Annotated in this window: 12 protein-coding genes and 1 pseudogene; 9 read left to right on the forward strand and 4 right to left on the reverse strand. The window is 65.9% G+C overall.

Annotated features, from left to right (window positions below):
* The first annotated feature begins 93 nt into the window (after positions 1-93).
* Together C4E04_RS04060 and C4E04_RS04065 are read left to right on the forward strand one after the other, a co-directional pair.
* Positions 94-975 (forward strand): TIGR01459 family HAD-type hydrolase, encoded by an 882-nt coding sequence (locus C4E04_RS04060; protein WP_109595213.1) that lies wholly within the window; start codon positions 94-96, stop codon positions 973-975.
* A gap of 271 nt (positions 976-1,246) precedes the next feature.
* Positions 1,247-2,209, forward strand: coding sequence for a bifunctional riboflavin kinase/FAD synthetase (locus C4E04_RS04065; RefSeq protein WP_109595215.1), 963 nt, complete (start codon positions 1,247-1,249; stop codon positions 2,207-2,209).
* 180 nt (positions 2,210-2,389) lie between these two features.
* On the opposite strand, the gene C4E04_RS04070 is transcribed toward C4E04_RS04065, so the two are convergent.
* Entirely contained in the window at positions 2,390-3,568 is a 1,179-nt protein-coding gene (locus tag C4E04_RS04070; protein ID WP_109595217.1) for a DUF3095 domain-containing protein, read from the reverse strand.
* A gap of 16 nt (positions 3,569-3,584) precedes the next feature.
* Positions 3,585-4,091 carry a peptide-methionine (R)-S-oxide reductase MsrB gene (gene msrB / locus C4E04_RS04075; protein WP_109595218.1) on the reverse strand — a complete coding sequence of 169 codons (507 nt, stop codon included), beginning with the start codon at positions 4,089-4,091 and terminating at the stop codon, positions 3,585-3,587.
* Between the two features lie 298 nt (positions 4,092-4,389).
* On the opposite strand from msrB, the gene ileS reads away from it, so the two are divergent.
* The 7 genes from ileS (at position 4,390) to mutL (ending at position 15,326) form a co-directional block, all read left to right on the forward strand.
* Positions 4,390-7,350 (forward strand): isoleucine--tRNA ligase, encoded by a 2,961-nt coding sequence (gene ileS / locus C4E04_RS04080; RefSeq protein WP_109595221.1) that lies wholly within the window; start codon positions 4,390-4,392, stop codon positions 7,348-7,350.
* Positions 7,351-7,553: 203 nt separating this feature from the next.
* Positions 7,554-8,021 carry a signal peptidase II gene (lspA, locus tag C4E04_RS04085; RefSeq protein ID WP_109600747.1) on the forward strand — a complete coding sequence of 156 codons (468 nt, stop codon included), beginning with the start codon at positions 7,554-7,556 and terminating at the stop codon, positions 8,019-8,021.
* A gap of 41 nt (positions 8,022-8,062) precedes the next feature.
* Entirely contained in the window at positions 8,063-8,758 is a 696-nt protein-coding gene (locus C4E04_RS04090) for a hypothetical protein (RefSeq protein ID WP_162559269.1), read from the forward strand.
* A gap of 199 nt (positions 8,759-8,957) precedes the next feature.
* Positions 8,958-10,289 carry a pitrilysin family protein gene (locus C4E04_RS04095; protein WP_109595226.1) on the forward strand — a complete coding sequence of 444 codons (1,332 nt, stop codon included), beginning with the start codon at positions 8,958-8,960 and terminating at the stop codon, positions 10,287-10,289.
* A gap of 42 nt (positions 10,290-10,331) precedes the next feature.
* Positions 10,332-11,612 (forward strand): pitrilysin family protein, encoded by a 1,281-nt coding sequence (locus tag C4E04_RS04100; protein WP_109600749.1) that lies wholly within the window; start codon positions 10,332-10,334, stop codon positions 11,610-11,612.
* A gap of 251 nt (positions 11,613-11,863) precedes the next feature.
* Positions 11,864-13,183, forward strand: a complete 1,320-nt coding sequence (locus C4E04_RS04105) for a glucose-6-phosphate isomerase (protein WP_109595228.1) — start codon at positions 11,864-11,866, stop codon at positions 13,181-13,183.
* Between the two features lie 301 nt (positions 13,184-13,484).
* The gene (gene mutL, locus C4E04_RS04110) at positions 13,485-15,326 is read left to right on the forward strand and encodes a DNA mismatch repair endonuclease MutL (RefSeq protein WP_109600751.1); all 1,842 of its coding nucleotides are present in this window, start codon (positions 13,485-13,487) and stop codon (positions 15,324-15,326) included.
* A gap of 112 nt (positions 15,327-15,438) precedes the next feature.
* Here the strand turns inward: mutL and C4E04_RS21710 are convergent.
* Both C4E04_RS21710 and C4E04_RS04125 read right to left on the reverse strand, forming a co-directional pair.
* A pseudogene (locus C4E04_RS21710) lies at positions 15,439-17,314 on the reverse strand (dipeptide ABC transporter ATP-binding protein).
* Positions 17,315-17,586: 272 nt separating this feature from the next.
* Positions 17,587-18,528, reverse strand: coding sequence for a LysR family transcriptional regulator (locus C4E04_RS04125; protein WP_109595232.1), 942 nt, complete (start codon positions 18,526-18,528; stop codon positions 17,587-17,589).
* Positions 18,529-18,739 lie beyond the last annotated feature (211 nt).

Here is an 18,739-nt window from a genome sequence, read left to right on the forward strand (position 1 = left end):
GTGCGATGCGGCCGGGCCGAAATCGCATCCGACCCAAGTCCGGGGACGGTTCGGATCCCGCGTGCCGCACCGGCCCTCAAGCTGTGAGATCCGATGACCGTTTCGCTCCGCCCCGCCCTGATCGATGGGCTTCAGCCCATGGCAGGCCGCTACGACCTGATCCTCTGCGATGTGTGGGGGGTGCTCCACAACGGCGTCAAGGCTTTCGCGCCGGCCAGTGAGGCCCTCGTCCGCTTCCGGGAAGGGGGCGGCCGGGTGGTGCTCGTCTCCAATGCGCCCCGTCCGGGCTCCGCGGTGGTCACGCAGCTCGACGGGTTCGGGGTTCCGCGCCGGGCCTATGATTCCATCGTCACGTCCGGCGACCTGACGCGGCTCGCCATCGAGGAGCGGATCGACAAGGTCGTCTACCATATCGGCCCGCCCCGGGACATGCCGATCTATCAAGGGCTTAATGTGCGTTTCGGCTCCGTCGAGGAGGCCGATTACGTGGTCGTCTCGGGCTTCGAGGACGACGAGCGGGAGACGATCGAGAATTATCGGGAGCGGCTCGAGGCCATGCGGGCGCGGGAGCTTCTGATGGTCTGCGCCAATCCCGATCTCATCGTGGAGCGCGGCAACACGATTGTGCCCTGCGCCGGAACCATCGCGCTCGCCTACGAGGAGATGGGCGGGCCGGTGTTCTATGCGGGCAAGCCCCACGGGCCCATTTACGACCGGGCGATTGCAGTCGGCGCCAGGCTCAAGGGCGCGCCCATCGGCAAGGACCGGGTGCTCGCCATCGGCGACGCTATCCGCACCGACATCGCGGGCGCGGCCGGCTACGGCATCGATTCCCTCCTGGTGGCCCGCGGAATCCACGCGGAGGAACTCGGCGCCCATCGCGGTCCCCTCGTGTCCCAGCACGTGCAGGACTGGGTCGACCTCCAGCCCGTGAGGCCCCAGGCCATCACGGACGCCCTGTCCTGGGCGGCTTGAGCCGGTTCTTTTGCCTCTGGCTTTGGGAGAGGGAGAGGCATTATCCCGTCATTCCGGGGCGCACCTTTAGGTGCGAGCCCGGAACCCATAACTGCTGACAGTGTAGGATTAGGCACAGCGGTTATCGTTAGCTTTGTTCTGAGACGCTGGTAATTATGGGTTCCGGGCTCTGCTGCGCAGCCCCGGAATGACGGTGAGCCCGTCCATGCTCTCTTGACCCTCGCGACGCTTTTCGACAGGGTCGCGGCCGTTTCAGCCCGCCCCAGGTCCCATGCGTTCCGACCCTTCCCCATCCCGTCCCTTCATGGTGTGCCGCGACGGTGAGGCCGTGCCGGGAGGCCTTGAAGGCGCCGTGGCGGCCATCGGCAATTTCGACGGGGTCCACAGGGGCCACCAATCCCTGATCCGCATGGCCCTGGAGGCCGGTCGCCCCGCCGCGGTGGTGACCTTCGAGCCGCACCCGCGCACCTTCTTCCGGCCCTCCGAACCGCTGTTCCGCATCACGCCGGAACCGGTGAAGCTCGCCATCCTCCGCCGCATCGGCCTGGACGGCGCCTTCGTGCGGCGGTTCGATGCGCGGCTCGCATCCTTGAGCGCCGGGGAATTCGTGGATCTTCTCGCCCAGGACCTGAAACTCTCCGGGGTGGTGATCGGGCACGATTTCCATTTCGGCCGCGGACGTGAGGGGACGCCCGCGCTGATGAAGGAGCTCTGTGCTGCCCGCGGCCTCAGCTGCCGCATCGTCGAGGCGGTCCGTGACGGAGCCGAGCCGGTCTCCTCCAGCGCCATCCGGGCTGCCTTGGAGGCAGGCGACGTGGCGCGGGCCAACGAGCTCCTCGGTTATCGCTGGTTCGTGCAGGGCGAGGTGCGCCACGGGGACAAGCGCGGCCGGCTCCTCAACTATCCCACGGCCAATATGCGCCTGCCGGAGGATTGCCGCCTCCGCTACGGGATCTATGCCGTCAGGGCCGCGGTCGACGGCCGCCCGGTGGACGGCGTCGCGAGCTTCGGGCGTCGCCCCACCTTCGACAACGGCGCGCCGCTTCTCGAAACGCACCTGTTCGGCTTCGACGGCGATCTCTACGGAAAGGTCCTGGACGTGGAACTCGTCGGCTGGATCCGCGGCGAGGAAAAGTTCGACAGCGTCGAGGCGCTGGTCGCCCGGATGGACCGGGACTCGGACGAGGCCCGCCAGATCCTGGCGACGGATCGCACCGCCTCGATGATCGAGTGAAGAGTTACGCCGGATCGGAGAGGCGCCTCCCTCGTCATTCCGGATTGCCGTCAGGCAAGTCCGGAACCTATATCCGCTGATATTGCTGGAGAATGCGCAGCGGATGCCGTTGCTCCCTATCCTCTACCGTCGGTGTTTATGGGTTCCGGGCTCCGCTCCGCGGCCCCGGAATGACGTGAATCACACCCCCTTCAGGGCTTGGGCTGCCATGGCGTAGCCACCCATGGCGCCGTCGACGAAGTGGATGTGGTCGCTGCGGGTGACGGAGGGGACGAAGCAGGTCATCAGGGCGGCATCCTGCCGGTGCAGGCCGTAGCGGGCGATGCCCTGACGGGAGGCCCGAGTGAGCAGGGCCTCGATCCTGTCCGCGAGGGTCGGGGTGCAGTCGAGGGTCATGCGCAGGCCGTCATCGAACTTGCGGAAATCCGTGTTTTCCACGAGCTGGCGCCGGTAGCGCGTCGTGTCGAAGCTCCCGACCCTCAGCCTGAGACGGTAGATCGTGAAGGACGCGAGCCTCTCCAGTCCCAGAACGGCTTTATGCAGGCCCTTCCATCTCCGACCGCCCTTGGCCTTGACCTCCAGATCGAAGCCCAGGAAGGGCGAAGACATGTCCGGCCCCATCTCGGGCACCGGCCGGCGGGCCTCGGCCCGGTCCTCCGCGAGGGCCAGGATGCGGTCGACGAGGCCCGCGAAGGCCGCCGCATCCGCCGCCTCGCCTGGGACCACGATCAGGGACAGGATAACCCCGCGCTCGGCGGGGATCTGGTCGAAGCGGCACGCAAGCCCCGTCAGGTCGGGGCGGGTGCCGGGCTCAGCCGGCGGCAGCGCGAAGGCGCCCTCCTTCATCCGGCGCTCCGCATAGGCCATGCCGCCGCCGTCGAACATCGCATAGGCCACGTCCGGCGAGGCGGCGAAACGGGCGACGCGCACATCGTGCCCGGCTTCCCGCACGGCCCCGACGGGCACGAGGGCGACCCGCAGATCGAGGCCGAAGGCGTCCCGCACCCAGGCGGCCACGCCCGACAGGGCCGTGCGGGCGATCTCGGCCCGGTCCGGCGGCAGGGCGAAATTCGCCCCGTCGCCCCCGAATACGAAGGGAAAGTCCTCGTCCTTTGGCAGGGCATTGGCGACGGCGGCGATCACGGCTGCGGCTGCCGTGTTCACCTCCTTGTAGTGCCCCGCCGCAATGGCGGCCGTCGAGCGCACGATGTCCGCGAGCCCCAGCACCCAATCCTCAGGCAGTGGCGCATAGATCGCCGGGTCTGTGAGCCGCGAGAACCGGTCGAAGACCGGCAGCCGGCCGTAGAAGCCGGTCGGCTCCGTCTCCGGGGCGTCCGGGTTCAGGCGGTCGGGGCGCATGGGCCTGTCCGGGCGGTCAGGTCTGGGCCTCGCCCTCGGGTGCGCCCCGGTCCAGCAGGTCCGGCAGGGGCTCGCCCTCGGGGACGAAGCTCAGGGAGACCGAGTTCATGCAATAGCGCTCGCCCGTGGGGGGAGGGCCGTCGTTGAACACGTGGCCGAGATGGCCGTCGCAGCGGGTGCAGCGGATCTCGGTGCGGACCATGCCGTAGCTCGTATCGCGCACGAAGGCCACGTGGGAGCGGTCGATGGGATCGAAGAAGCTCGGCCAGCCCGTGCCGGATTCGAACTTGGTGCCGGAGCGGAAGAGCGGCAGGCCGCACTGGCGGCACGTATAGGTGCCCCTGGCCTTGGCTTCGTTGAACACGCCGCAGAACGGGCGCTCCGTTCCGTGCTCCAGGATGACGTGGCGCTCCTCGTCGGTCAGGTCGGCCACGAGGCGCTCGCGCTGCGCCGGGGTAGGGGGCGTGAGGTCGAAGCCTGCCTGCGAGCGCCGCTCCGTGGCGGCAGGGGTCGGGTGGTCCATGGCGCGGTCCTTCTCGAAAAAATGGAAGCGACAGCCAATATGGTGGACCTGCCCGCCAATAAGAAGCGTTCCCGGCCGCGGTCACGCTTTATTCTCGGCCTGCGCGCTGCTAAAAGGCTCGCCATGTCCGTGCTTTTCCAGGCTTCAGGCGGGATCGTCGCCCGCGCTCCGCGAATTATCGGCCCGGCCCTCGTTTGAGCGCGAGGGTCCGGGATTCAAGCCTTTTCGCCCCGATACGACCCGATTTCGAATGCCTGATCGTCCGCATGCCAGCGGACAGACGAGATTATCGACCGCCATGTCAGACAAGACGACCGACAAGACCGCCACGCCTGCGCGCGATTATTCCGAGACCCTGTTCCTGCCCCAGACGGATTTTCCCATGCGGGCCGGGCTGCCGCAGCGCGAGCCGGAGATCCTCCGGCGCTGGAACGAGATCGACCTTTATCGGCGGCTGCGCGAGGTCCAGAAGGGCCGTGACCGCTTCGTGCTCCATGACGGGCCTCCCTACGCCAACGGCAACATCCATATCGGCCACGCCCTCAACAAGATCCTGAAGGACCTGGTCGTCCGCTCCCAGGGGATGCTCGGCTACGATTCCAACTATGTCCCCGGCTGGGACTGCCACGGCCTGCCCATCGAGTGGAAGATCGAGGAGGAATATCGGGCCAAGGGCAAGAACAAGGACGAGGTGCCGATCGTCGAGTTCCGCCGCGAGTGCCGGGCCTTCGCCGAGAAGTGGATCGACATCCAGCGCGAGGAGTTCAAGCGCCTCGGCGTCGAGGGCGACTGGTCCCATCCCTACCTGACCATGTCGTATGACGCGGAGGCCCAGATCGCCCGCGAGATCATGAAGTTCGCGGTCTCGGGTCAGCTCTACCGCGGCTCCAAGCCCGTCATGTGGTCCTCCGTGGAGCGGACCGCGCTGGCCGAGGCGGAGGTCGAGTACCACGAGAAGACCTCGACCACGATCTGGGTGAGGTTCCCCATCGTCCGGACCCTCGATGGCGACCTCGACGGCGCCTCGGTGGTGATCTGGACGACGACTCCCTGGACGATCCCGGCGAACCGCGCCATCGCGTTCGGGTCCGAGATCGCCTATGGCCTCTACCGGGTCACGGAAGCCGCCGACGACAACTGGGCCAAGGTGGGCGACCGCCTCGTGATGGCGGACAAGCTGGCCGCCGACGTGTTCGCGGCCGCCCGCGTGACGGGCTACGAGCGCGTGAAGGACGTGCTGCCGGTCATGATCGAGCGCTGCGCGCATCCGTTCCGCGGGCTCGAAGGCGCGAACGGCTACTGGGACTTCGACGTGCCCGTGCTGCCGGCCGACTACGTCACGGACGATGCCGGTACGGGCTTCGTGCACACGGCCCCCGGCCACGGCGCGGACGACTACAACACTTACGTGAAGCACCGGGACGTGTTCGCGGCCTGCGGCATCAAGGAAGTGCCGCACACGGTGGCGCCGGACTCGTCCTACTTCCCGGACGTGCCGTTCTTCGCGGGCGAGCGGATCTACGACGACAAGGGCAAGGATGCGGGCGCCAACGAGGCGGTGATCCGGAAGCTGGTCGAGGTTGGCGCCCTGATCGCACGTGGGCGCCTCAAGCACCAATATCCCCATTCCTGGCGCTCCAAGGGTCCGCTGATCTTCCGCAACACGCCGCAATGGTTCATCGCCATGGACAAGCCCCTCGACCGCGAGGGCGACACCCTGCGGCAGCGGGCGCTCCATGCGATCCGGACCGTCGAATGGGTGCCGGAGGCGGGCGAGAACCGCATCACCGGCATGATCGAGAACCGCCCCGACTGGGTGGTGTCGCGCCAGCGCGCCTGGGGCGTGCCGATCGCCGTCTTCGTGCGGAAGGGCACCAACGAGATCCTCAAGGACGAGACGGTGAATGCCGCCATTGCGGACGCCTTCGAGCAAGAGGGCGCGGATGCCTGGTACAAGGATGACGGCGCGCGCTACCTGAAGGCGGGCGGCTACGACATCGCGGATTTCGACAAGATCGGCGACATTCTCGACGTGTGGTTCGATTCCGGCTCCACCCACGCCTTCGCGCTGGAGAAGCGTGACGATCTGAAGGTGCGCCGCAAGGTCGATGGCGGGCCCGATCAGGTCATGTATCTGGAAGGGACCGACCAGCACCGCGGCTGGTTCCACTCCTCGCTGCTCGAGAGCTGCGGCACCCGCGGCCGCGCGCCCTACGACATCGTGCTGACCCACGGCTTCGTCCTCGACGAAAAGGGGCAGAAGATGTCGAAATCCGTCGGCAACGTGGTCTCGCCGCAGAAGGTGATGCAGGATTCCGGCGCCGACATCCTCCGCCTGTGGGTGGCGGCATCGGATTATTCCGACGACCTTCGCATTGGCCCGGAGATCCTGAAGACCTTCGTCGAGACCTACCGGAAGCTGCGCAACACGATCCGCTGGATGCTGGGCTCGCTTGCGCATTTCCACGAGGCCGACCGGGTCGAGCCGGCCTCCATGCCGGAGCTGGAGCGCTTCGTGCTCCACCGCCTTGCCGAGCTCGACGGCGAGATGCGCGAGGCCTACCGTGCCTTCGACTACAAGCGGGTGGTCGCGCTCCTCAACTCCTTCATGACCACGGATCTGTCGGCCTTCTATTTCGACATCCGCAAGGACGCGCTCTATTGCGACCCGCTGTCGAGCCATGTGCGCAAGAGCGCGCTCACGGTGATCGACCAGACCTTCCGGGCGGTCGCCACCTGGATCGCGCCGATCCTGGCCTTCACGGCCGAGGAGGCGTGGCTCGCGCGCTACCCGCAGGCGGAATCCGTGCATCTGGAGACCTTCCCGGCCATTCCGGCGGAATGGCGCAACGAGGCGCTCGCCGAGCGCTGGGCCAAGGTCCGGCGCGTGCGCCGCGTCGTCACGGGCGCCCTTGAAATCGAGCGGGCGCAGAAGCGCATCGGCGCGAGCCTGGAGGCGGCCCCGACCGTCTTCATCGCCGACGAGGCGCTCCTCGAGGCCGTGCAGGGCCTCGACCTCGCGGAGATCGCCATCACGTCCGGCATCCGGGTGGAGCGGGGCGAGGGTCCAGCGGAGGCCTTCCGGCTCGACGAGATCAAGGGCGTGGCGGTGGTGCCCGCCCTGGCCGAGGGACGCAAATGCGCCCGGTCCTGGAAGGTCTCGCCCGAAGTCGGGTCCGACCCGGATTATCCGGACGTCACGCCCCGCGACGCCGAGGCCCTGCGTGAGTGGGACCGTCTCAGGACGGCCGCCGAATGAGCAGGAGCAGCGAACCCGATATGCCCCTGGGGCCCGGCGATGACGGGCTGAGCGACGCTGCACCGAGCAGCCCCGCCCCCGCGCGTCCCGCATCCCCCCGCCGCGCCTCCCCGGCAAAGGGAGGCGCCGGCAAGGGAGCGGGCAAAGGAACAGGGAAAGGCAAGGGACGGCGAAAGGCCTCCGGCGGTCTGTCGCTCGCGGCCATGATCGGCTTCTCGCTGGCCTTCCTGACCCTGGTCCTCGATCAGGCGAGCAAGCTCTATTTCCTGTTCGTCTACGACCTGCCCATCCGCGAGCCGGTGGTCGTCAACCCGTTCCTGAGCCTGATCGTGGTCTGGAACCGGGGGATCTCCTATGGCCTCTTCCAGCAGCACAGCACCCTTGGGCGCTGGATCTTGATCGTCGTGTCGATCGCGGCCGCCATCGGCCTGTCGGTCTGGATCCGCCGGACTTCGGCCAAGCTCCTGGCCGCCTCCCTGGGGCTGATCGTCGGCGGCGCCGTCGGCAACGTGATCGACCGGCTCGCCTACGGGGCCGTGTTCGATTTCATCCAATTCCAGGTCGGAGGCTGGTCCTGGTACGTGTTCAACGTGGCCGATGCGGCCATCGTTGCGGGGGTGGCCGGTTTGCTTTATGACTCCTTCCTGCTGGAAAGACGCCGCAAGGCTTGACCGGGCGCGGGAGAATGCCCGGCTGCCTTATGTTCGCCAGAATGAGCAATCAGGCGTTCCGGCAAGAATGGAACAACCAGGTGGTGGGTACCATGAAGGGATTGAAGGTCATCGGTTGCGCAGGCGCTCTCGCGCTCTTCGTCGCCGCCTCGGGCGCCTCGGCCGAGGAGGGTGAAGCCGTGAAGAGCCTGCTCGGCAGCATCGGCATCATCCCCAAGGAGAAGGCTCCCATCATCTATAACGAGCGTCCTCCGCTCGTCCTGCCGCCGAAGATGGACCTGCGTCCCCCGGCGCCGGGTGGTGGGGCCGAGGCCCGCAACGCCAATTGGCCCAAGGACCCCGACGTGATCGCCGCCCGCAAGGCGGCCGCCGAGGCCCGCACGCCCTATACGAGCTCGGAGCTCTACAAGAACAGCGAAGGCAAGCGCCTCTCTGTCGAAGAGATGCGGGCCGGCCGCGACCCGAGCAACTACGTCTCCGGCAATGCCATGCCGGCCCCGGTTGGCCGCCAGCTGGACAAGAGCGTCATGAGCCCGGACGAGCTCAGGGCCTTCGACACCAAGGGCGATGACGTCAAGCTCGCGGGAGACGGCCTGGAGCGCCGCTATCTCAGCGATCCACCCTCCGGCCTCCTGAAGGCCGCCGGAGGCGCGCCGCTCAAGGCCTCGGCCGATCCGGTCCCGATGGGCGACCCGGATAGCCCGCTGGCCTTCATTCGGCAGCAGCAGCAGCGCTAAGGCCACCCTCATAGGCACTCATTCAGGCGAACGGTTTTCCCCCGGTTCGCCTGAAGTCGTTTTGGGGCAAGCGTAGCCGGCCTTTGGCCCGCATTTCCCGTAAAAGGTGTGCTGCTTCGCTTGCCTGGCCTCTCAATTGCAGTATTCCCCTGAATTCGGACCCAAGAGCCGTATTGATTCCGCTAAGATTGGAAATGTCATGGACACAGCCCTGAAGCCCCTGTCTCGTACCGTAACCCCCTCGGAGGGACGGACCGAAGGCGGTGGGCCGGACGTTTCCTCTTTCACGCTCGACAACGGCCTCGACGTGGTGGTCATCCCCGACCACCGGGTGCCGGTCGTCACCCATATGGTCTGGTACCGCAACGGTTCGGCCGACGATCCGCTCGGCCAGTCCGGTATCGCCCACTTCCTCGAGCACCTGATGTTCAAGGGCACCGAGAAGCATCCGGCGGGCGAGTTCTCGAAGGTGGTCTCCGGCCTCGGCGGCCAGGAGAACGCCTTCACGTCCTTCGACTACACGGCTTATTTTCAGCGCGTCGCGCGCGAGCACCTCAAGACCATGATGGCCTTCGAGGCCGACCGCATGACTAACCTCCTCCTGGAGGAGGACGTTATCGGGCCGGAGCGGGACGTGGTGCTGGAGGAGCGGCGCATGCGCGTCGAGACGGATCCGGCCTCCCAGCTCTCGGAGGCCATGGCGGCGGCCCTCTTCGTGCATCATCCCTACGGGATCCCGATCATCGGCTGGATGCACGAGATCGAGACCCTCAACCGGGACCATGCCCTCGATTACTACCGCCGCTTCTACACGCCCGAGAACGCCATCCTGGTCGTGGCCGGCGACGTGACGGCCGACGAGGTGCGCCGCCTGAGCGAGGAGACCTACGGACGTGTCGCGCCCTGCGGCAAGCGGCCCGTGCGCTTCCGCCCGCGCGATCCCGAGCCGGTCGCGGCGCGCCACATCACGGTGGCCGATCCCAAGGTCGAGCAGCCGACGCTCCAGCGCCTCTACCTCGTCCCCTCCTGCCGCACGGCCAAGGACCGGGACTGCTACGCCCTCGAGCTCCTCGCCGAGGTGATCGGCGGCGGCCCGACCTCCTATCTCTACCGCAAGCTCGTCCTGGAGCGCGGCATCGCCGTGAATGCGGGCGCCTGGTACATGTCCTCCGCCATGGAGGAGACCCGGTTCTGCATTTATGCGGTGCCGGCAGAGGGCGTGTCCCTCCCGGCTCTCGAAGAGGCCGTGGACGAGGCCCTGCGGGCGATTTCCGCCGAGGCGCTCGATTCCGAAGCCATCGAGCGGGCCAAGACGCGCCTGGTGGCGGAGACCATCTATTCCACCGACAGCCAGTCATCGCTCGCCCGCATCTACGGCTCCGCGCTCGCCATCGGCGAGACCCTGGAGGACGTGCGTCGCTGGCCGCTTGAAATCGAGGCCGTGCTCAAGGACGACCTGGCCTCCGCCTCCGAGCGCTACCTCATCCCACGCCGGTCCGTGACGGGCTACCTGCAGAAGCCGGCCTCCTGAGGCCGCTCCCCCGCACCACGAGGTTTCCGAGACGAAATGATCATGACCGCTTCCGCCGATACCCGCCCCGCCGTTTCCCCCACCATGGTGAAGACGCTCACGTCTCCCGGCGGCGTCGAGGCCTGGCACGTGGAATCCGACGTGGTGCCGCTGATCGCGGTCGCCTTCACGTTCGAGGGCGGCTCCGCCCACGACCCGGAGGACAAGCCGGGCGTCGCCCAGATGCTGGCGCGCCTGCTCGACGAGGGCGCCGGACCTTACGATTCCGACGCCTTCCAGGAGCGCCTGGCCGCGCGGGCCATCGAATTATCGTTCAATGCGGGCAACGATGCCGTGGGCGGGTCGCTCAAGACCCTGGTCAAGCACGCGGACGAGGCCTTCGAGCTTCTGCGCCTGGCGCTCCTGGAGCCGCGCTTCGACCAGGATTCCATCGAGCGCGTCCGTGCCCAGACCATCGCGGGCCTGCGTTACCAGCAGAACGATCCCGGCGTCATGGCGACACGGCGCTTCTTCGAGGAGGGCTTCGCGGGCCATGCCTATGCGCGGCCGACCTCTGGCACCGTGGAGAGCGTCGGGGCGATCACGCGGGACGATCTCGTGTCCATGCACCATGCCCTCATCGCGCGCGGCCGCGTGAAGGTCGCGGTGGTCGGCGCCATCGATGCGGAACGTCTCTCGGTCCTCCTCGACAAGGCGTTCGGCGATCTGCCCGAGGCCAAGCCGCTGAAGCTCGTCGAACCTCTGGTGCTCCAGAATCTCGGCACACGCCATGTGGTCGATCTCGACGTTCCGCAATCGGTCATCCGTTTCGGCACGCCCGGCATCGCTTGGCGGGATCCCGGCTTCATTCCGGCCTATGTGCTCAACCACATCCTCGGCGGCGGCGCCTTCACGTCGCGCCTGTTCCAGGAGGTGCGCGAGAAGCGCGGCCTCGCCTATAGCGTCGGGACCTCCCTCGTGAGCTACCGGGCCGCCGCCATGACCTGGGGCTACACGGCCACCAAGAACGAGCGGGTAGCCGAGGCGCTCGACGTGATCGCCGGCGAGATGATGCGCCTCAAGGAGGAGGGGCCCTCGGCCGAGGAGCTTCAGAAGGCGAAGGACTACCTGATCGGCTCCTATGCGCTGGGCTTCGACACCTCGACGAAAATCGCCCACACGCTGGTGCAGATCGCCTTCGAGGATCTCGGCATCGACTACATCGCCCGCCGCAACGACCTCGTAGCCGCCGTGTCTCCCGAGGACATCGCCGGCGCCGCGGAGCGCATCTTCGGCGACGGCCGCATGCTCACGGTCATCGCCGGCCGGCCGACGGGGTTGTAACGGCAAGCGCCGTTTTGTGACCGGTTGTTCTCGTCATTCCGGGACGGCCCTTCGGGCCGGGCCCGGAACCCATAAACACAACGATTCACAATAAAGATCTGCGATATCCGCTGCGTTCTATTCGGGAAGTTTAGGGATTATGGGTTCCGGGCTCTCGCTGCGCTCGCCCCGGAATGACAGCGGGGCGCCCTAGCCGTAGCCGTCCTGCTGCCCTAGTGTTCCGCTCCCCTATGACGAGTTGGAGCATCCGGATGGCCCTGCAGCAATCGATCGACCTTGCCCTTGCGTCCCAGATCGGCGACGGCGGCCTGCCCGGGACGGCGCTGGAGGCTGCACTGGCGGTGGTCGGGCGGGCCATGAAGCGCCTGGCCGAGGACGACGCGACCGGACGGCTGCCGCTCCTGCACATGCCACGCACCACCGACGACCTCGACAGCATCCGTGAAGCCGCGTCCTGGCTGCGCCGGGATGCCACCGACGTGGTGTTCCTCGGCACCGGCGGGTCGAGCCTCGGCGGCCAGACCCTGGCGCAGCTCAAGGATTATGCGGTGCCCGGCGCAGGCCGCTTCGCAGACGGGCCGCGGGTGCATTTCCTCGACAATCTCGATCCCATCACGTTCGACCGCATTCTCCACAAGCTGCCGCTTTCCTCGACCCGCTTCGTGGCGATCTCGAAATCCGGCGGCACCGGCGAGACCCTGATGCAGACGATGGCTGTCCTCTCGGCGCTCGACAAGGCGGGCCTGAAGGCGCGTCCGGCCGAGGCGTTCCTCGGCCTGTCGGAGCCGCGCAAGAACGGGGGCAAGAACGCCCTGCGTGACCTCCTCGAGCCCGAGGGCGTGCGCTTTCTCGAGCATCACACGGGCATCGGCGGGCGCTATTCGGTGCTGACCAATGTGGGCCTCCTGCCGGCCGCCGTACTGGGGCTCGACATCGCGGCGATCCGCCAGGGCGCCGCGGAGGCCTACGAGCCCTTCCGGGCCGGCCGGCCCGCCCAGGAGGCGCCGGCGGCCGTCGGCGCCGCGCTCAACATCGCCATGTCGCTCGAAGGCCGGAACATCGCCGTTACCATGGCCTATGCGGACCGGCTGGAGCGCTACACGCGCTGGTGGGTGCAGCTCTGGGCCGAGAGCATCGGCAAGGACGGCAAGGGCTCCCAGCCCGTGGCGGCCATCGGCCCGGTTGACCAGCACAGCCAACTCCAGCTCTATCTCGCGGGCCCGAACGACAAGCTCTTCACGGTGATCACCACGAACACCGAAGGGCAGGGGCCTGTGATGGATGAAAAGCTCGCGCAGCGCGCAGGCGTCGCGGAGTTCGGCGCCAAGCACATCGGCGATCTCGTGGCCGCGCAGGGCCGCGCCACGGCCGACACGCTCGCCCGCAACCGCCGCCCGACCCGCCGGATCCATATCGAGACGCTCGACGAGCGCGCCATGGGCGAGCTGCTCATGCACGGCATGCTGGAAACGATCCTCACCGGCTACGCGCTCGGCGTCGACCCGTTCGATCAGCCCGCCGTGGAAGAGGGCAAAATCCTCGCCAAGAAGTACCTCGCTCAGGAGAAGTGAGGGGGCGGGTGGCGCTTCCCTTCACCTCTTCAGGAGGAAAAGGACGCGCACCGTAGCTTCAGGCGCGACGGCTTTCCCTCCCCCTTGTGGGGAGGGTTAGGGTGGGGGAGTGAGCGCTGAACTTTCAGAACGAAGCGCCAACACCCCCCTCTCCAACTCTCCCCCACAAGGGGGGAGAGAGCCGCGCGGCGCTTCCCACGTCATTCCGGAGCGCCGACCGGCGCGAATGTCGCGCCGTCTGGAAAGCCTTGGCCCGGCGCCTTATTGTCTTGTGTCGATTCTCGAAAATCCGAAGGATTTCATGGCCGTTCGCCGCCTCGATCCCGTTCTGGTCGACCGCATCGCCGCCGGCGAGGTGGTGGAGCGCCCGGCTGCCGCCGTGAAGGAGCTCGTGGAGAACGCCATCGATGCGGGCGCCACCTCGGTCGAGATCGCCGTCGAGGCGGGTGGGCGCCGGCTGATCCGCATCGTGGACGACGGCGCCGGCATGACGCCGGAGGATCTCGAACTCGCTGTCGAGCGCCACGCCACCTCCAAGATCCCGAATGGGGACCTGTTCGCCATCGACACCCTGGGCTTCCGTGGCGAGGCGCTGCCCTCCATCGGAGCCGTGGCGCGGCTTGCCATCACGACCCGCACCGCCGATGCCGAGACGGGGTCCGCCATCGTCGTGGAGGCGGGCGCCAAGGGGCCGGTCCGGCCCGCGGCGGCGCCGAGGGGCACCAAGGTCGAGGTGACGGACCTGTTCGCGGCCACGCCCGCCCGGCTGAAATTCCTCAAGAGCGACCGTTCCGAGGCGCAGGCCGTCGCCGAGATCGTCAAGCGTCTTGCGATCGCGCATCCGACCGTGCGCTTCACCCTCACGGGCGAGCACATCACGCCCTTCACCTATCCGCCGGAGCCTGAGGGCGAGCACGGTTTCCTGCGGCGCCTGTCACGGGTGCTGGGGTCCGAGTTCAACGACAACGCCATGGCCGTGTCGGTGGAGCGCGAGGGCGTGCGCCTGTCGGGTTTTGCGGGGCTGCCGACCTTCCATCGCGGCACGTCAACGCAGATCCATTTCGTCGTCAACGGGAGGCCCGTACGCGACAAGCTCCTGCTCGGAGCAGTGCGCGGCGCCTATGCGGACGTGATGGCGTCTGACCGGCATCCGGTGCTCGCGCTGATGGTCGATTGCGACCCGCGCATCGTCGACGTGAACGTGCATCCGGCCAAGACCGAGGTGCGCTTTAGAGACCCCGCCTTCGTGCGCGGCTTCGTGGTAGCAGCCCTGAGGGAGGCGATCACCCGCTTCGGCTTCCGCTCCGCCTCGACGGGCGGCGCGCGTACCCTGGAGAGCTTGCGCCCGCAGGTGGCGCCGCCCCTGCGGCCCGCCTCCGTGGCGCACCGGGCGCCCTCGTTCCGGCATGTCCAGGCCTTCGCTGGCTGGCAGGCGCCGCACGAGGGTGCTGCGCGGGCGGTCGGGCTCGCCGAAACCCAAGCGCTCTTGCCCGATCTCGCGGCGCCTTCGGCCGACAGCCGGGCGGCCTATGCGGAGCCTGAGACGGGCGCCGAGCAGGCGCCACTCGGTGCGGCCCGGGCGCAGATCCACGGCACTTACATCGTCGCGCAGACGGGGGACGGCATTGTCATCGTCGATCAGCACGCGGCCCATGAGCGGCTCGTCTATGAGCGCCTGAAACGCGAGCGTGCCGCCTCCGGCATCGCTCGCCAGCTCCTGCTGATCCCCGAGGTGGTCGATCTCGATCCGGTCGATGCGGACCGTGTCATGGCGGAAGCCGCGACCCTGGAGAGCCTCGGGCTGGTGCTGGAGTCCTTCGGGCCGGGCGCGCTCCTGGTGCGCGAGGTTCCGTCCGCCCTGGCGGGCGGGCGCATCAAGGCCCTGGTTCAGGACGTAGCCGACGCCCTCGCCGAATGGGGGCAGGGGGCATCAGCGCCGCTGGAGGAGAGGCTCGACGCGGTGCTCTCCCGCATGTCCTGTCACGGCTCCGTGCGGGCCGGCCGGCGCATGAGACCGGAGGAGATGAACGCCCTCCTGCGCGAGATGGAGGCCACGCCCCTGTCGGGCCAGTGCAACCACGGGCGGCCAACTTATGTGGAATTGAAGCTCTCCGACATCGAGCGCCTGTTCGGCCGGCGCTGAACTATCGGACCAGGTTAAGACAGACGCGGCCCGGCACTATTTCATTCGCCACGACAGAGGCCATGCTGGGCCTGCCAGCACAGCTTCCTCATGCGCCAATGCCGATTCAGTGTCAGGCGGCGCGGCTGTCGCGCACGAAATGCGTGGGCGACACTTCTCTCATCGGCAAATGATGAGGGACAAAGTCCAACGCGCGAACGGCACTTGGGATCTCGTCGAAAATCGGTGTTCGACCCTCCGGCCGGCGCGTGGGATCCGCCACCGGCACGGTTGACAGGAGTTTGCGCGTATAAGGGTGCTGTGGATTCCCGAAAACCGAGCGGCGGTCCCCAATCTCCACGATTTCACCGAGATACATCACCGCGACCCGGTGTGCGATCCTTTCGACCACAGCCATATCGTGACTGATGAACAGGATCGCGATGCCCATCTCGCGCTGCAGGTCCATCAGCAAGTTGATGACCTGCGCTTGGATCGTGACATCAAGGGAGGCAACCGCCTCATCGGCAATGATGAGGCGGGGATCGAGAGCCAAGGCACGTGCGATGCAGATCCGCTGACGTTGCCCACCGGAGAATGCGTGAGGATAGCGCTCCAGATGCTCCGCTGACAGTTCCACTTTGGCCAGAAGATCCGCAGCCCGGGCCCGCATGGCCGCCTTTGATCCGAGACGGTGTACGCGCATAGGATCCATCAAGGCCTGGGCAATGGTCATTCTGGGGTTCAGCGAAGAGAACGGGTCCTGAAAGATCATCTGCACTTCGCGGCGGAAGCGCGTTATCGCCTTGCCTGATCCTCCAATCAGCTCCACGCCGTCGTAGCGTATCGATCCAGCCTGCGGCCGGTCCAATTGCATGATTGTCCGTGCGACCGTCGACTTTCCGCAGCCGGACTCGCCGACCAGAGCCAAGGTTTCACCGGGAAAGATGTCAAAGGACACCTTTTCCACCGCGTGGACACGACCTGAGGGGCGGCCCAGGACGCCTGACCTGAGATCAAACCGCGTGACCAGATCACGCACTTCGACAAGCGGCGCGAGAGCTTCTCGTTTCAGCATCGGCGTCACGTTAAACTTCTGCCCGCTCACTAGCTGGTTCATAAACTACCAATGGGAATTTCTCGGGCGCATCCTTCTCTGCCATGCTTCCGAGCCGCGGAACCGCGGATATGAGCGCGCGGGTATATGGGTGTTTGGAATTTGCGAAGATCTCGTAAACACTGCCAGCCTCCACAATCTCGCCCTTCAGCATCACGCAGACTCTGTCGGCAATCTCCGCCACGACACCCATATCGTGCGTAATGAACAGAACCGACATGCCGATCTCGTTCTGCAGTGCGCGCACGAGGTCCAGGATCTGCGCTTGGATCGTCACGTCCAGTGCTGTCGTCGGCTCGTCGAGGATCATCAGCGAGGGCCGGCACGCCAATGCTATCGCGATCATCACCCGCTGCCGCATTCCGCCGGACAGTTGATGAGGATATTGATCCAATCTGCGGGCCGCATCAGGAACACGAACCAGCTTCAGCACATTCAAGGCAATCTCGCGCGCTTCGCTGCGAGTTTTGCCCTGGTGCCGAATGACTGCTTCGGCAATCTGATCGCCAACGGTAAAAACCGGGTTCAGGCTCGACATGGGGTCCTGAAACACGATCGAGATTTCGGATCCTCTGAGCTTTTCGATCTGCTTTTCGGTCAAATGCGCCAGATCGACGACCCTTTCGTCCTTGAGGCGCATGAGAATGCGCCCATGGGTCACTTTGGCGCCATCATGCTCCGTAAGTCGCATAATGGTCATCGCCGTGACCGACTTACCCGAGCCTGATTCTCCCACAAGAGCGACCGTCTCACCTCGGCCGATGGAGAACGAGACCCCGCGAACAGCTCGGATCGGCGTCAATGAGTTGTTCGCGTAGCTGACTTCCAGAGCCTCGACCACCAGGATGGCATCGTTTGGGACGGTCGAAATATCGGCTTCAGTTCTGGGCAAGACTGTACCTGGGATCAAATCAGCTGCGCTCTCCCATATCGAACGCGTTCCCCCCGAACGATGTCAATAGTCGCAAGACGCCAATTCTGTTCGAGAGAGGCGGAGCATCAATCATTCCGCAGGCGAATATTCTATCGGCTGGTCTACGCGTGGGCATAAACAACCTTCTTGCGGAGCATAATTATGCGTTTTTTGCATTGCGCCGCAAATTTTCACATAGCGCGGAGTTGTGCTCTGGCGGCTTTCCATGTGCCTTGTTTGACGGACTCGGCTCAGCGCGTGATGGGAAGAGCTCTGCCGGGCCTCCGCTCGGCGTGATCGGCAAGATGCCGCCAAAGGAGTTCGCCTGCCCGGCCCATGGAGCCTGCTCGGCGGAAGATCCGTATTTCCATCGCTAGGGACATCTGTTGACCGCCAATTTGGACGAGTTCACGCTCTGCGATGGACTTGCGGACGCAGATTTGCGGAAGCCAAGCGATGCCATGTCCTGCAACCACCATGTGCTTCAGGCTCTCGGCAAGCGAGGATTGATAGACGGTGTTGAGGTTCAAGGGGCGCCGCCAGCGTGAACGAATGAGCGAGATCAGTTTTCCCAGATAGCCGTCGTTCCACGAATAGGCGAGAAACGGAATCTCATTGTCGCCGGCCTGGTTGATGTCGAAAAGCGGCCTGCCGGATTGGTCCGTTCCGGAAACGAGAATGAGCCTGTCGGCGCCAATCTGAAGGGATTCAAAGGGGCCGGTTTTCAGAACTGGAGGCCCGTCAGGATGATCGTAGGTGATTGCAAAATCGCATCGGCTCGATGACAAATGTTCGATGCATTCCATGAAATCCGTGGCATGCATGCTGCTGCGCATTCCGAGAGCCGATATGGGCGCTGACCCGATCCAGGGTGGGAAGAAGTAGATCGAAAGGGTATGCAGAGCCGCGAATGTGACGAGCTGCGAGTTGGCTCCCGCGGCATTGCGACAGTCAGTGCGCAGTCGATACATCTCACGCACCTGCTCCTGACACCGCGGCAGGAACAGGTTACCTGCCTCCGTCAAATGCACAGGATAGGTACTTCGATCGACTAAATCAGCCCCAATCCAGGCTTCCAGAGATTTAATGCGTCGACTGAAGGCCGGTTGGGAAATGCTGCGGGCCGTTGCGGCAGTGGAGAAGTTTCGCGTCGCGACGAGCGCCAGAAAATCCTCTAGCCAGGCCAGCTCCATACGCGGCTCCATGCTTTTTTTGCATGGTCAATCCTATCTGCACATTGGACAGTAGCACAAGTGTGCTTTTAGCTTTCCGCCAAAAGAAGAAGACGGCCGACCTCCAGCCAGTAGGAACAATGAACGATGCGAGCTCTTACTATTGCCGCAGGCCTTCTTCTAGGTCTTGCCGCTTCCTCCGCTAGCGCTGAAACGAAAAATCCGGGAACTT

Origin of the sequence: Microvirga sp. 17 mud 1-3, assembly GCF_003151255.1 — a bacterium.
GTDB lineage: Bacteria > Pseudomonadota > Alphaproteobacteria > Rhizobiales > Beijerinckiaceae > Microvirga.